General features: G+C 73.8%; 15 protein-coding genes. 7 read left to right on the forward strand and 8 right to left on the reverse strand.

Annotated elements, in window-relative coordinates:
* The first annotated feature begins 197 nt into the window (after nucleotides 1–197).
* Entirely contained in the window at nucleotides 198–842 is a 645-nt protein-coding gene (locus ACI780_RS17965; protein ID WP_457004662.1) for a tetratricopeptide repeat protein, read from the forward strand.
* A gap of 130 nt (nucleotides 843–972) precedes the next feature.
* On the opposite strand, the gene ACI780_RS17970 is transcribed toward ACI780_RS17965, so the two are convergent.
* Nucleotides 973–2,370, reverse strand: a complete 1,398-nt coding sequence (locus ACI780_RS17970) for a DUF4407 domain-containing protein (RefSeq protein WP_457004664.1) — start codon at nucleotides 2,368–2,370, stop codon at nucleotides 973–975.
* A gap of 290 nt (nucleotides 2,371–2,660) precedes the next feature.
* Nucleotides 2,661–2,897, reverse strand: a complete 237-nt coding sequence (locus tag ACI780_RS17975) for a FitA-like ribbon-helix-helix domain-containing protein (RefSeq protein WP_457004666.1) — start codon at nucleotides 2,895–2,897, stop codon at nucleotides 2,661–2,663.
* 86 nt (nucleotides 2,898–2,983) lie between these two features.
* Here ACI780_RS17975 and ACI780_RS17980 point away from each other — a divergent pair, with 86 nt between their 5' ends.
* From ACI780_RS17980 to ACI780_RS17990, 3 genes are all read left to right on the forward strand, one after another.
* On the forward strand, nucleotides 2,984–3,220 hold the full coding sequence (locus ACI780_RS17980; RefSeq protein ID WP_456872922.1) for a ribbon-helix-helix domain-containing protein: 237 nt from the start codon (nucleotides 2,984–2,986) through the stop codon (nucleotides 3,218–3,220).
* Nucleotides 3,220–3,537 (forward strand): type II toxin-antitoxin system PemK/MazF family toxin, encoded by a 318-nt coding sequence (locus tag ACI780_RS17985; protein ID WP_456872921.1) that lies wholly within the window; start codon nucleotides 3,220–3,222, stop codon nucleotides 3,535–3,537. Before ACI780_RS17980 ends, ACI780_RS17985 begins: the two co-directional genes overlap by 1 nt.
* A gap of 109 nt (nucleotides 3,538–3,646) precedes the next feature.
* Nucleotides 3,647–4,105 carry an SRPBCC family protein gene (locus ACI780_RS17990; protein WP_457004669.1) on the forward strand — a complete coding sequence of 153 codons (459 nt, stop codon included), beginning with the start codon at nucleotides 3,647–3,649 and terminating at the stop codon, nucleotides 4,103–4,105.
* Nucleotides 4,106–4,159: 54 nt separating this feature from the next.
* Here the strand turns inward: ACI780_RS17990 and ACI780_RS17995 are convergent, their stop codons facing one another.
* Entirely contained in the window at nucleotides 4,160–4,381 is a 222-nt protein-coding gene (locus tag ACI780_RS17995) for a hypothetical protein (protein WP_457004671.1), read from the reverse strand.
* Between the two features lie 205 nt (nucleotides 4,382–4,586).
* Between ACI780_RS17995 and ACI780_RS18000 the strand changes: the two genes are divergently transcribed.
* Nucleotides 4,587–5,786, forward strand: coding sequence for a hypothetical protein (locus ACI780_RS18000; protein WP_457004673.1), 1,200 nt, complete (start codon nucleotides 4,587–4,589; stop codon nucleotides 5,784–5,786).
* A 184-nt stretch (nucleotides 5,787–5,970) separates the two neighbouring features.
* On the opposite strand, the gene ACI780_RS18005 is transcribed toward ACI780_RS18000, so the two are convergent.
* Together ACI780_RS18005 and ACI780_RS18010 are read right to left on the reverse strand one after the other, a co-directional pair.
* Nucleotides 5,971–7,224 (reverse strand): hypothetical protein, encoded by a 1,254-nt coding sequence (locus ACI780_RS18005; RefSeq protein WP_457004674.1) that lies wholly within the window; start codon nucleotides 7,222–7,224, stop codon nucleotides 5,971–5,973.
* 335 nt (nucleotides 7,225–7,559) lie between these two features.
* On the reverse strand, nucleotides 7,560–8,651 hold the full coding sequence (locus ACI780_RS18010) for a DUF475 domain-containing protein (protein ID WP_457004676.1): 1,092 nt from the start codon (nucleotides 8,649–8,651) through the stop codon (nucleotides 7,560–7,562).
* Nucleotides 8,652–8,879: 228 nt separating this feature from the next.
* Here ACI780_RS18010 and ACI780_RS18015 point away from each other — a divergent pair, with 228 nt between their 5' ends.
* The gene (locus ACI780_RS18015; protein ID WP_457004678.1) at nucleotides 8,880–10,085 is read left to right on the forward strand and encodes a hypothetical protein; all 1,206 of its coding nucleotides are present in this window, start codon (nucleotides 8,880–8,882) and stop codon (nucleotides 10,083–10,085) included.
* A gap of 44 nt (nucleotides 10,086–10,129) precedes the next feature.
* Complete coding sequence (locus tag ACI780_RS18020; RefSeq protein ID WP_089404232.1) at nucleotides 10,130–10,648, forward strand: HAD domain-containing protein; 519 nt, start codon at nucleotides 10,130–10,132, stop codon at nucleotides 10,646–10,648.
* Nucleotides 10,649–10,675: 27 nt separating this feature from the next.
* Here ACI780_RS18020 and ACI780_RS18025 read toward each other — a convergent pair whose 3' ends face one another.
* The 3 genes from ACI780_RS18025 to ACI780_RS18035 are packed head-to-tail and all read right to left on the reverse strand — an operon-like array spanning nucleotide 10,676 to nucleotide 13,748.
* On the reverse strand, nucleotides 10,676–11,821 hold the full coding sequence (locus ACI780_RS18025; RefSeq protein WP_457004680.1) for an OmpA family protein: 1,146 nt from the start codon (nucleotides 11,819–11,821) through the stop codon (nucleotides 10,676–10,678).
* Between the two features lie 53 nt (nucleotides 11,822–11,874).
* Complete coding sequence (locus ACI780_RS18030) at nucleotides 11,875–13,038, reverse strand: hypothetical protein (RefSeq protein ID WP_457004682.1); 1,164 nt, start codon at nucleotides 13,036–13,038, stop codon at nucleotides 11,875–11,877.
* On the reverse strand, nucleotides 13,035–13,748 hold the full coding sequence (locus tag ACI780_RS18035) for a hypothetical protein (protein ID WP_457004684.1): 714 nt from the start codon (nucleotides 13,746–13,748) through the stop codon (nucleotides 13,035–13,037). Before ACI780_RS18035 ends, ACI780_RS18030 begins: the two co-directional genes overlap by 4 nt.
* Between the last annotated feature and the right edge of the window lie 57 nt (nucleotides 13,749–13,805).

A 13,805-nucleotide genomic window follows, 5' to 3' on the forward strand; every position in this document is an offset into this window, starting at 1 on the left:
GCGTGGAGCACGAGGACCTCCGGTGTCGTGGCAGTGGTCGCCTTCAGCAGCTCCACTCCACGCCCGGAGGTCCTCCCTCACAAGATCCGTCAACTAGATCCCGTGGTCACACGCTCCCGACCAACGTTTCCGGTCAGTACAGCTAGCAGGCCGACCGAGCGAGGCCGGTCACCCATCGGCTGCCCTACGGTCGGCGCATGCGGAGGCCGCGCACGCAGGACGACCTGGCGGCGTTGCACCACCCGGGCCAGACGCCGGACGACAGCCGCGCGATGGCGAGGCGGCTGGAGGCGTGGGCGGAGGAGGGCACCCGGGCCGGCGACGAGGTCAACACGGCCGACCTGCTCGTCGCCGCCGGGGAACAGCTCGTCCGGGTCGGCGACACTCACGACGCCGTCCGCGTACTCCGCCGCGCCGCCGGGACGGGGGAGCCCGTCGAGCCCGACGTGCGCTGCTACCTGCACCACGCCCTCCTCCAGGCCGGCGACGTCGATGCCGCCCGCGCGCTGGCCGAAGAGGTGCGCCGAGAGCGACCGTCCGACGGGGACGTCTACCTCTTCATCGGCGAGGACTACGAGCTGCACGGCGACCTGCGCGAGGCCCACCGCTGGCTGACGATGGGCACCCGCAGGGCGCTGAGCGACGTCGAGGACACCGACGAGCTGCAGTCGCTCGACGCGGCACGGGAGGCCGCTCACCTGCTGGTCGCCCGGCGGCGGGTCCGCCGGGAACTGGGCATGGCGCCCGACGACTGGGACGAGCTGGTCCCCGAGCTCCCCGTACCTCGACGACGACCCGTTGCGGTGACTCAGCCCGCGCGGACGACGACCTCACGGATCTGAGCGGCCAGCTCGGCGTAGGTCGGCGGGCCGGCCAGGCCCGGAGAGCGTGTGCGCCGACGCCGCACCACGGGGCGTGGAAGGAGGCGCGGGCGCACACGCTTGCGACGGCGGACCCTCGGTCGGTGTCACCTCAGACCGTGGTCGGGACGCGTCCAGCCGGCCGGCGACCGGGCCGGATGGTGCGGGCGGCGGAGCGGGCCAGGCGGATGGGGCCGGTGTCCCACAGCGGCCGTCCCGGCTCCTCGACCGGCGGCGCGGGCCGCGGCGCCGGCGGGCGGGCAGCCTCCTCGGCGTCGGCCTGCGCCTGGGCCATGGCGGCGAGGTGGCGGGTGCGGATGGCGGCCTTCTGCCGGTCGAGGCGCTCCTGCTCGGCCATGACGAGCAGCTCCTCCTTGGCCTCGGCCACGGTGCGCCGCGACTGCTGCTGCAGCTGCTCGATCTCCACGTCGCCGCCGTCGCGCAGCGCGGCCAGCCGGTCGTAGGCGGTCGGCGGGCCGAAGTTGAGCAGCACCTTCATGAGCACCGGCAGGATCTCCACGCACATGAACAGCAGCGACAGCATGAACTTCGCCGCGGCCAGCGTGGCGTTGCGGTCGCTGAGCCGGTCGAGCGCCTCCAGCCGCAGCAGGATGCCGCCCGAGCCCTCGTTGGTGGCGTCGAACGCGGCCTGCAGCCGGTCGAGCTCCGACGTCAGCCGGTTCAGCTCTGCGGAGTCGGTGGCCAGCGCGGCGGCGGCGAGGTCGGCGCTGCGCGACTCGGCGTCCGCGGCGGCCGCGGTCGCGTCGTCGAGTTCGGCACGCGCGGAGGCGACGACGGCGGCCTGCGCGTCGGCGGCGGCGCGGGCCTGGACGTAGGCGGTGCCGGTGCCGGCCTCGCCCGTGCCGCAGGTACCGTCGAGCTCGCACTGGGCCCGCGCCTCGAGGTCGCGCTGGGTGGTGAGGGCGGCGTCGTAGGCCTGCTGCCGGGCGGTCAGCTCGCTCTGGACGGCGGCCAGCGCGGGGTCGGCCTGCCCGCCGGTGGCGACGACGTCCTGCGCCTGCGTCACCCGCTGCTGCAGCTCGTCGAGCCCGGCGAAGCGCGCGTCGGCCTGCAGCGACTGCCGGTACGCGTCGGCCGCCTCGGCCTGCATGACGGTGATCTCGGCGTCGATCTCCTTGTGGAACACCTGCAGCGTCAGCGGGGTGGCGACGACGACCCCGAGGACCAGCGCCAGCCCGACCCGCGGGACGGCGAGGGCGAGGTTGCGCTTGAGCGAGGCGTCGTGCGCCATGCCGACCAGCAGCATCCGGTCGAGGTTGACCACGACGGCGCCCCAGCCGAGGCCGAGCACCAGCGCGAACGGCCACCAGACGCCGAGGGCCATGTGCAGCGCGAAGGCCGCCGAGGCGACGGCGAGGCCGCCGGTGCTGAGCAGGACCCCGCCGAGTGCGGCGAACCGCGGCCGCGCGCCCGGCGCCGCCTCGAGCAGGTCGGGCCGCGCGCCACCGAGGACCGCGAGGCGGTCCTGGAGCCGTCGTCGTCCAGCCATGCGGAAGCACTCCCCCGAGTCGACGGGGGTCTGACCGCCGCTCCCCTGCCCCATCGGCAGCCGGGTGGCCCGCCGGCACGTCGTCGTCACACGCGCCCCAGCGACGCCGAGCGGAACGGTCCGTCCTCGGCGGTCAGGACCCTGAAGATCCGGCGACCGGAACCGGCACCGCGGCCCGGGTGCGCCGGCTGACCTGCGGTCGAGGGCTCACAGGTTGGGGTCCGACTTCTCCCCGTCCGAGCCGTTGTCCACGGATGTGGCGACCACCACGGAGCCGTCGACGACGACCGTCACCAGCGGGCGCCGTCGCGGAGCTCGAGGATCTCTCCCGCCGTCAGCCGGCTGCCCGTCGCCCGGACCCGGTGATCGACGTGATCCCAGAAGTCGACGGGGCTGGGCCGCCGGGCCAGCTCGATCAGCTGTGCGCGCACGTACTCCTGCAACGACTGGCCCGATCGGGCGGCCCGGGCGGCGAGCTCGTCACGTGTGTCGTCCGGGACCTCGCGGATGGTCATCGACACGGGCATGCACGCATGGTGGCAGGAGGACGATCAGCCTGCTGCTCCCATCCGGCCGGTACCACTGTGCATCCCGGTTCGGTACCGTAGATGGAGTGAGCACCCAGATCGCCGTTCGACTCCCCGAGGAACTCGTGGAGTTCATCGACCAGCTGGTGTCCGACGGCCGAGCTCCTTCCCGTGCTGCGGTGGTCGGTCAGGCGCTCCGACGCGAGCAGCGCCGCCAGATCGCGGCTCGCGATGCGGCCATCCTGGCCGCGGAGCCCCCAGCCGACGATCTGGACGATCTCGCCGAGTACGCGGCCCGGACGCCGCTCGATGATCTCGACTGATGCGTCCCATCCACCTGGCTCGACTCGACAAGACCCGCCCCGTCCTCGTGTTGACCCGTGAGTTGGTCCGCCCACACCTGTCGCGGGTCACCGTCGCCCCGATCACGAGCAGGATCCGCGGGTTGTCGACCGAGGTCTCCGTGGGCCCCGCCGACGGCCTCGACGACCCGAGCGTCATCAGCTGCGACAACATCGTCACCGTGCCGACGTCGGCGCTGGGTCGGCAGATCGGCCGGCTGCGGCCTGAGCAGGAGATCGCCCTCACCGCCGCTCTGCACGCCGCCTTCGACCTCGAAGACCTCCCCGCTCCTCGCTGAGCCCAGGACCCCGACCGCCTGCCGGGGTCGCTGCGAGGTAGCGGCGGGTGCGCTCATCCTCCGGTCCGCGCACTCCCGAACCGGCGCTCCCCGGTGCTTCGATGTCGGCGTGACCGGCTCCGAGGAGGTCCCGCGCGTCGTCAGCGCCGACCGGGAGGTCGCGGCGGGTGCTGCCCGGGTCTTCGAGTTGATCGCCGATCCGGCCCAGCAGCCGCGGTGGGACGGCAACGACAACCTCGCCGAGGCGGCCGGCGGGCAGCGGGTCCGGGCCGTCGGCGACGTCTTCACCATGACGCTCACCGGCGGCAACGTCCGCGAGAACCACGTGGTCGAGTTCGAGGAGGGCAGGCGCATCGCGTGGCGGCCCGCCGAGCCCGGCCAGGCACCGCCGGGACACCTCTGGCGGTGGGAGCTCGATCCGATCGACGACGTCCGGACCCTCGTCACGCACACCTACGACTGGTCACAGCTGACCGACGAGCAGCGCCTGCCACGGGCGCGGTCCACCACCGCCGACCGGCTGCGGGCCTCGCTCGACCGGCTGGCCGCCGTCGCCGAGCGCGGCTGACGCCGTCCCGACCACCTGAGCCTCCGTCCGGTCAGGACGGCGCCGGCAGCGCGGTCAGTCCTCCGCGCAGAACAGGGTGAAGAAGACCGCGTTCAGCGGAGCGATCGGGGTGTTGTCCCTGACCGTCTCCCCGAACGGCTCGGCGCCCCGGGCGGCACCCGCGATGACCGCGCCGTTCTCGGCGCACCCACCCCCGGTCTGCGCCGGTGTGGTCGGCGGGGTGGTCTGTGGTGGCGCGGCGCTCGCCACGGCCGGCGCGGCCAGGACCAGCCCCACGGCGAGCACTGCACCCGTCGACCACCTGCGAACGCCCATCCCGTCCCCCACTCGTCTCGATGCGCCCGGTTCCCGGAACGTAGGGCGGCGGCGCCGGCCGGAGTAGGGACCCAGGTCCCGGCGGGGCGCGCACGTGATCCACAAGTGCCGGGCAAGTGACGCCGCCGAAGGTGCGGAGGACCCCACCGCCCAGGAGGCCCCGCACATGCGCCCGACCCGCTCCCGAGCCGTGCTCATCGGCTCCGCCGTCCTCGTGGCCGGCTGTTCGTCCACCGTCGCCGGCTCCGCCCAGCCGGCCGGCGCCGGGCCGTTCACCGAGATCACCGGCCGGCTCGACCTCGCCACCGTCGACGACGCGCTCGACCTCTACGACGTCGCCGCCACCCCCGACGGCGGCTACGTCGGCCTGCTCACCGGCAACCTCGGCACCGCCCACCGGCAGGGCAGCGTCCTCGTCGAGCTGCTCCCCGACGACGACGGCGGCCTGACCGTCGGCCGGGTCACCGAGGGCGCCGCCTACGCCGGCGACGGGCTGGGCGGCGAGGTGTACGTCGCCGCCGACGGCACCGTCGTCGCGCTCGGCCCGGTCGTGTCGGCCGACGGCGAGGGGTGGGACCTCGCGGTCACCCTCCTCCCCGCGGGCGCCGAGCAGGTCGACGTCGCGCTCGTCGCCCCGCACCCCGACCTCGGCACGCCCGACGAGGGCACCGGCGTGCTGTCCGCCGACGGCACCACCCTCTACGCGAGCCTGCGGTGGGAGGTGGAGGAGGACCGGTACGTGAACCGGCTCGCCGCGATCGACGTCGCCACCGGCGCGCTGGTCGCCAGCGAGCAGGTGCAGGTGGAGACCGACGGTGTCGCGGTGGTCCACGAGCTGGCCCTGCGACGCGACGGCGGGGTGGTCGCGCTGGTGCAGAACACCCGCGACCGCGCCGGCGAGGAGTCCGGCGCCCAGCTGGTCGGGTACGACGCCGACCTGCAGCCCGTCGGCGACCCGGTGGAGGTGCTGCCCGACGAGTCCTACGACCTCGGCTACGCCTTCGAGGTGCTGCCCGACGGCACCGCGGTGGTGGCGCTGCGGGTCGGCGAGGACGGCGCCGACCACCGCCTGGTGACCGTGCGGGACGGCGAGGAACCGGTCAGCGTCGCGATCCCCGGGAAGGCGTGGGACGTCGTGGTCGACGCCGCCGGACGCCACGCCTACGTCGACTACACGCGCGAGGAGAACGGGGCCGCCGTCGCGACGGTCGACCTGGCCACGGGTGAGGTGGTCGCCGACGTCGTCCTCTGCGACGAGCTCGGCACCGGCGCGCAGCTCGCGCTGGCCGCCGACGGCAGCAGCCTAGCCGCCCGCGCCGAGTGCCCCGGTGTCGACGAGGCCGACCCACTGTTCCTCCTCGGCTGAGACGCCGGTGCCCCGGCTGCGGGAGGTGGCCGGGGCACCGGGTCGGGCAGGAGCGCGAGTCAGACCGAGACGGTCTCGCGGTCGGGCTGTGGATCCTCGTCCGACGACGCCGCCGGTGGCGGCCATGCTGACGAGGGATGGCAGCGCAAGAACGTCAACGTCGCCAGGCCCTTGAACCCGGCGCCTACTCGACCTCCCCGTCACGTCCTTCGTCATCCGCGCGCCAACGGGACGTGCGCGCGGCTATCCCACTGGAGATCCTGCCCGTCACTGACCTGGCGCGGTCGAGGGTCTCGCTGCCGAGGCGCTTGGAAGCATCGATGCCATCCGCTCCGGTCTCCAGGACTCGGTCCCTGAGCTCCGCGGCCGCATCCGTCCAGGCCCTCGCCTCCAGCGACTCCCGCCCGAACTCGATCCCGAGTCGCCCGTGGAGATCAACGAGGGCGGTCACGACACGTTCGCTGGACTGCACGACGGCCGGGGACGCCACCGGGTTGAACAGCACCTTGAGGTTGGCGGTGACCGCGGCGGCGGTCATGCGGCTCAAGAGGCGCTCGATGCTCTGCGAGATCGTGTCCAGTCGCTTCTGCCGGACTGCTCTCAACCCGAGGCGATGGCCGTCGAGGTCGTCGGGAGCTACCTCTAGGACCCGGTCCAGCTCGATAACGGCCACGGCGTCCAGCAGCTGGAAGCAACGGGCGAGGACGGCGAGCCATGTCTGGACCTTGGTCTCGACGTCTTTCGTCGCCTTGGCGAGGTCGCCGATCTTCGCCTTGCACTCCACCTTCTCGGCGAGCGCGTCGAGCTGGCGCAACGCGTATGCCTGGGTCCGCGCGATCGTCGCCGGCGCAGCCTGGACCTTCGACCAGGTGACCTCGTTGACCCGACCCCCGTGTTCGCGGATGGTCAGGGCCTCGTCGATGTCGAAGCCCACACCGATCATGACCGCTACGACGGCGTCCTCCTGGGCCCGGAGCACGTCGTCAAGCTTCTCGTCGATCGTGGCGAGGTAGTCGGTGATCTGGTCCATGGCCTGCTGCATCGCGAGCTGCGTCATGATCCCCGCAGCCCCACTGAGCAGCGCCGGATTGGCCGCCTTCGATCCGGGTCCCTGCGCGACCTGCAGCCACGACTTGATCGACCCGGGTTCCCCGACCATCGCGTGACTGACGCCCGGCGTCTTGGTCGGCGTCAGCCCGTGCTTCGCGATTAGATCCGCCGACTGCTTGGTCAACTTCACCCACCGCCCCGAGGCCTCCGCCACCTTGGAGCCGGCATCCGCGAGCGCGGCCCCGCGGCTGAGCACGCTGCCAAGCTTGGGCAGCTCGCGAGACCCGTACGCCAACTTCTCGGAGATGAGGAACCGCTCCACCGCCGCCCGATCGCCGATGACCGCCAGGCCATCACCGTCACTGATCAGCTGGATCTCGCCGTCCATCGTCGTCTCCAAGAATCGAGCAGGCGCAAGCCGTGCGGGCGTCCAGACGTTCGGAAGACAGCTCGCCGTGCTCAAGGTCAATCGTCCGGATGCTTCCGCTCGGCCAGAGTCCGTTGACGTGGCCGACTTTCCGCGGTCGACCGAGCCAGCGGCATCCGTCCTGACGATGGGAGCGCTTGCGCACCCGGCGGGTGCCTCGACCGTGCGGACACCCAGACCCCAGCCGTCTCACATCGTCCCTGCATGCTTCACGCACTGATGTAGGTGCCCTTCGTCGGCACCGCTCTGACGCCGGCGCCCCGGCCGGGAGCGCGGCCGGGGCACCGGGAAGAAGGTCAGACCGACACGGTCTCCCGCTCGGGCTGCGGGTCCTCGTCGGGTGCCGCGGGGAGCCCGGCGTCCTCGCGCCGCTGGGCGACGACGCTGGCGACGACCGCCGCGACGATGAACAGCAGGCCGGTCAGCCCGGTGACGTACTCGCTGATGTGCCAGCGCAGCTCGAGGATCATGATCGCGGCCAGCACGCCGATCGCCCACATCGCGCCGTGCTCGAGGAAGCGGTACTGCTCCAGCGTGCCCCTGTCGACCATGTAGATGGTCAGCGACCGCACCCAGAAGGCGCCGATCCCGAGCCCGAGGGCGATGATCAGGATGTCGCTGCTGATGGCGAACGCGCCGATCACGCCGTCGAAGCTGAACGACGCGTCGAGCACCTCCAGGTAGAGGAACGCCGCGGCGCCCGCGCCGGCGACGGCCTTGGTGGCGGTGCCGGTGGCCGACGGCGTCGCCTCGCCGTCCTCGTCGGCGGACTCCATGAGCTCGTTGAGCCCGCCGATGAGCAGGTAGGTGAACAGCCCTGCGAGCCCGGAGAGCAGGACGGTGGAGTACTTGTCGTCGTCGGCGATCTGCGAGCCGGTGTAGATGACCGCGAGCGCGATGACGACGGCCAGGTAGGGCAGCTTGCCGGCCTTCGCCAGCGGGCGCTCCAGCCAGGCCAGCCAGTGGATCTCCCGCTCCTCGTCGAACGCGAAGTTCAGGAAGATCATCAGCAGGAAGATGCCGCCGAAGGTGTAGATCGCCTCGGCGGAGGCCTCGACGTTGCGCGCGTAGGCCTCCTGGTCGGTGAGCGCCAGGTCCCACACCTCGGGGATGGACAGCTGCGCGGTCACCGCGACCAGCACGATCGGCAGCAGCAGCCGCATGCCGAACACGGCGATGAAGATGCCGACGTAGAGGAACAGCTTGCGCCACAGCGGGCTCATGGTCCGCAGCACCTTGGCGTTGACCACGGCGTTGTCGAAGGACAGGCACACCTCGAGGACGCCGAGGACGGCGACGGCGAGGAGTGCGGCCGGCCCGCCGAAGAGCACGGCGGTGACGAGGGCGGCCGCCGTCAGGAAGACGGAGAAGCCGAAGTAGCGGATCACGGGGACCTCTCTGGGAGCGGGAGGACCGGGGTCGGCCGGTCCGGAACCGGCGGGCATGGTGCCGCACCGGGTCGGCGCTCACCACCGTCTGCGGCGCGGGAGCGGGAGCGGCGGGGCGGCTGGGTCTGCTGCGCACGGACCGGAGCCGCGAGGTGATCCACAAGGGCCTCGCAAGCGCGGCCGCGCACGGTGCACGCGTCGATCCCCGCACTTCAGGAGCTCCGCCCCATGCACCCGTCCCGGCTCCGCGCCGCCCTGCTCGGTTCCGCCGTCCTCGTGGCCGGCTGCTCGACCGCCGTCGCCGGTCCGGCCGCACCGCCCGACGCCGGACCGCTCACCGACGAGGTGGGGCGGGTGCAGGTCGACGCCGCGGTGGAGCGCGACGTGCGCCTCGCCGACATCGCCGCGACGCCCGACGGCGGCTTCGTCGCCCTGCTCACCGGCGACCTGGGCGCCCCGCCGCGCAGCGTGCTCGTCGAGCTCGTCCCCGGCGACGACGGCCTGACCGTGGGCCGCACCGTCCAGGGCGCCCCGTTCGCCGACCTGGGCGAGGTGCACGTGGCGCCCGACGGCACCGTGGTCGCTTTGGCCCCCGTGCTGCCCGAGCGCGGCGACGCCGGCAGCGGTGACGGTGGCCGGGAGCAGGACCTCGCGCTGGCGGTGCTCACGCCGGGCGCCGACCGGCCGGAGGTGGTGCGCGTCGCGGCCGACGCCGACCTGGGCACGCCCGACTCCGGCAGTGGCGTCCTCTCCCCCGACGGCGCGACGCTGTCCGCGAGCCTGCAGTGGTACGTCCACGGGGACACGGTGAACCGGCTGGCAACGATCGACGTCGCCACCGGAGTGGTGCTCGCGTCGGCCGACCTGCAGGTGCAGACGCCGGGGCAGGCGGTGGCGCGGGACGTCGCGCTGCGCCCGGACGGCGGGCTGGCGGCGCTGGTGAGCGTCGACCGCGACGCCGAGGGGAGCGTGGACGGCGTCGTGCTGGCGACGTACGACGCGGACCTGCGGCCGGTCGGCGCGCCGGTGGAGCTGGTCGAGCAGCAGGACAGCACCGGCTACGCACTGCAGGTGCTGTCCGACGGGGCCGTGCTCGTCTCGGTGCTCGCCGGCGACCGGGAGACCGGGTCGGCGCAGCTGGTGACGGTGCGGGACGGCGCCGTGGTGGACTCGACTCCGCTGCCCGGCCCGGGGATCGACCTGGTCCTCGGGCCCGGCGAGGAGCACGCGTACGTGCAGCACGGCTCGCCGGAGGACGGGGTGGCCCTGTCGACCGTCGACCTCGCCACCGGCGAGACGGTGGCGGAGGTGCCGCTGTGCGACGACGGGATCCCCGCGCCGGTCGCGCTGGCCGACGACGGCAGCGCGCTGGCGGCCGGCGTCGCGTGCCTGGACGGGCGGGAGTACCGGGACCTGGCCGTCCTGCTCGGCTGAGCCGCGCGGTCGCCGGTTCGGCTCCCGCGGGCGCAGGATCGGGCATGGGCTCCACCGGCGACCGCCCGATCCTGCTGCTCGACGTCGACGGCGTGCTCAACACGCCCCGCCGGGAGCTGCCCGAGGGCTGGCGGCGGGGCACGTTCAACGGGTTCGTGCTGTCGTGGGACCCGACGGTGACGGCGCGGCTGCGGGAGCTGCACGAGTCGGGCCGGGTGGAGATCCAGTGGCTGACCACCTGGACCACCGACGCCGACCGGCTGCTGGCCGAGCCGATGGGCCTGCCGCGGGGGTTGCGCACCCACGCCCGCGCCGACGCCGCGCCGACCGGGTTCCTCGGGGTGTTCGGCGGGGCGTCGGGCTGGTGGAAGCTGACCGTCGCCCAGGAGGTGGCCGCGGCCGAGCCGGACCGGCGGATCGTGTGGATCGACGACGACCTCGCCGAGCAGGCCGCCGACACCGGCGACTGGCTGGCCGCGAATCCGCACGTGCTGGTGGTCGCGCCGGACCTGTACGTGGGTCTCACGCACGAGCAGCTGGACGAGATCGAGGCGTGGCTGTAGCGACCGAGCAGTCGGGCGCGGACCCGGTCAGCCGCAGGTGAGGCCGGCGCCACCGACGAGCTGGACGACGACCTTCCGGTTCTGCGCGGCGTGTTCCTCGACGAGGCCCCCGTTGGCGTCGCGGTCCTCGACGTAGTCCGGGAAGTCGCTGCCGAGGCCGACGGCGGCCATCGCGTCCTGCTGGGCTCCGAGCTCCGCGAGGAGTGACCGGACGGCCTCGGCGCGGCTCTGGCTGAGCGCGACCTGCCCGCCCATGTCTCCGACATCCGCCGTCGTGCCCGTGAGCATCGCCGAGACGCCGGGCGTGCCGAGCTGCCGCGCGAGTGGGGCGAGGACCTCGACGGCCGCGTCCCGGTCGAGGAACTCCGCGCTGTCGGCCGCGAAGCGGACGTCGTTGCTGGTAAGCGTGACGGTGCACGTCCGTGCGTCGGCCACCTCCACCGGCGCGACGACGGGGAGCACGCCGGCCGGCGGCTGGGTCAGCGGGGACTCCTCCACGACGACGTCCGCAGCCGAGGCGGCCCGGATGATGGCCTCCCAGATGGCGATCAGCTTCACTCGCTGGGGCCGGTCGAGCGGAGCCTGCGGGGCGAAGGTGTCGCCGATCCCCTGGAGCACGACCGTCACACCCTCGAGGTCGGGCAGGTGACCGGCCGCCTCCAGGTCAGCTGCCAGCGTCTCGGGATCGGTGTCGAGCAGACCCGGCTGCCGGAAGTCCAGGGCACCCGCCGTCGACAGGCCGGAGTCCACGACGACCACGGTGTGCTCGCCTTCGGCGGACGCGATGCTCCGCACCCCCAGGTCGACGGCGGCGAGGAGGTCGGTCTCCTCGTCCTCCGCGCGGGCCGAGGTGAGGCCGTCGATGACGAGCTCGCGGTTGTCCTCGCGGCTGGCGTCGCGCGCCTGGTTGGTCGCCCCCTCGATGAGCAGCTGCATCGTCCCCAGCAGGTCCGGCTCGCCGTCGGCCACCACGATCGCGGCCAGCGACTGGTCCTCGACCGCGGTGTCGAGCGCCTCGAGCGCCCGGCCGTCCAGGCGCGGGGCCGGCATGTTGCTGCGGGCGCCGACCACGAAGGCGACGCCGCCGGTGGGGTCGGGGCCGTCGTCCCCACCGCAGGCGGCCAGGCCGGCGACGAGGGAGAGCGAGGCGGCGACCGTCAGCAGGCGGCGCACAGGGCGGGACGTCGACACGTGCGGTTCTTCCGTTCTGGGTGTGCGGGCAGCGTTCAGGACGTGGCGGCGCGGCCGGTGACGAGACCCGTCGTCGCCTCGGGCAGGCCGAGGTGGGCCGCCACCTCGACGCGCACCAGCTCCTTGATCTCGTCGATCTCGGCGTCGAGGCGGACGAGCTCGGCGCGGGTCCGCTCCGCGGCCCGCTCGGCGTCGCCGCGGGCGAGCTCGAGCTTGTGGCGAGCGTCGTTGAGCGCCTGCGTCTCCGCGGCGACGTCCCGGCGCTGCTTCGGCAGCCGCTTGCGCAGGGCGAGGTAGGTCTTCATCCGCGGGTGGTGCTCGGAGAAGCCGGCGTAGTAGGCCAGCAGCCCGGAGGCGAGGAACAGCCCGGCCAGGAGCACGGCCGACAGCAGCGGGTCCGTGCCGGTGGTCGTGGTGGCGGCGTCGCCGAAGCCGGCGGTGGTGGTGCCGGCGTCCTCCGACTCGAGCCGGAAGAAGAAGGCGACGCTGCCCAGTGCCACCCAGCCGATCGTCATGAGCGCGATGGCCACCCGGCCGATGCCGCCGCGGGCCTCGCGGAGGTCCTTCACCGCGCGGCCGATGCCGTGCATCAGGCCGACCGACGCGGCGGCGAACGCGGCGGTCAGCGCACCGATGATCAGCTCGCCGGCCTCGCGGTAGGCGGTGGCGAGGACGACGTAGAAGGTGGCCAGGTCACCGGCCGCGGCGAGCAGCAGCAGCCCGATCACGATCGCGCTGTGCCAGGGGCGCCGCACCAGGCCCTCGAGCGGGTCCAGGGTGGGCCGCGGGCGGCGGCGGCGCTCGCGGGACTCGACCGGCGCGCGCTCGGCGGGCTCGAGGAGCTGCGCCTCGAGGATGCCGATCATGCGCTCGGTGTGCTCGACCTCCGCCTGCGCGGACTCCAGCCGCTGGTCGGCGACGAGCACCTCGGCCTCGAGGCGGGCGATGTCGCGCTGCGCGGCGGCCGCGGCCTGCGTCCGCTCGGCCTCGGCGACGGCGCGCCGGGTGCGGCGGGTGCCGTCCAGCCAGGCGTCGAGGACGTCCCCGTTGGCGGCGTCGAGCGAGCCGGCGGCGGCGAGCTGCGCCACCCGGCCCCGGACGTCCTCGCGCACGTCGGAACGCGCGGCCGGCGGCCAGGCGACGTCGATGGTGACGGCGGGCTGCCCGTGCTGCGGGGAACGGGACCGCGGACGGCTCACGCTAGGACTCCCTGGGGTTCGTGGGTCGGCAAGGACGGGTCGCCCGCGGCCCAGGCCGGCGGCCGGGCGAGGTCGGTGCTCCACCGGCGCACCAGCTCGTCGCGCTCCGGGTGCCGGCGGATGAGGGCCCGGCGGTAGACGGCGGCCTGGCGGTTGGTGAACTCGCTGAGCCGGACGACGCGGGACCGGGCGACGTCGGCCTTGCTCCGCAGGCGGGCCTTCAGGTCGGCCTGCTCGGCCAGCGCTGCGTCGAGTTGCGCCTGCAGGTCGGCGTGCGCGGTGCGGGCCCGGTCGAGCTGGCGGCGGTGCGCGACGGCCCGGCGCTCGCGGGTGGCCGCCGGGGACATCGCGTCCTCGTTGGGGTAGCGCATCGCCAGCCACTCCTCGGTCGGCGGCTGCGTGCAGCGTCCGACCTCGTCGGCCTGGCGCACCAGGGCGCTCATCAGCGAGGACAGGCGCGCCTCGATCTGCCCGAGACGCACGACGAGGTCGTCGACGTCGGCGAGGTACCGGGTGCGCTCCCGCTCACAGGCGTCGCCGAACTCGGAGACGAGCTCGTGCAGGACGGGGGTGCTGGCGGCGTCGAGACCCACCGGAAGGCCCGCGCGGCGGTCGGTGCGGGCGTACCAGCGCAGCCGGAGGTGGCGCCGCCACGGGACGCGCAGGGTGCGGTAACCGAGGTCGACCTGATCGGTGATGAGCCCGGCCACGCTCGCTCCTGTCCCAGGCGCACCGCCCGCAGTTGGATGACACGAGGGGTGCTCGTG

The sequence above is a fragment of the Geodermatophilus sp. SYSU D00814 genome, assembly GCF_054050055.1.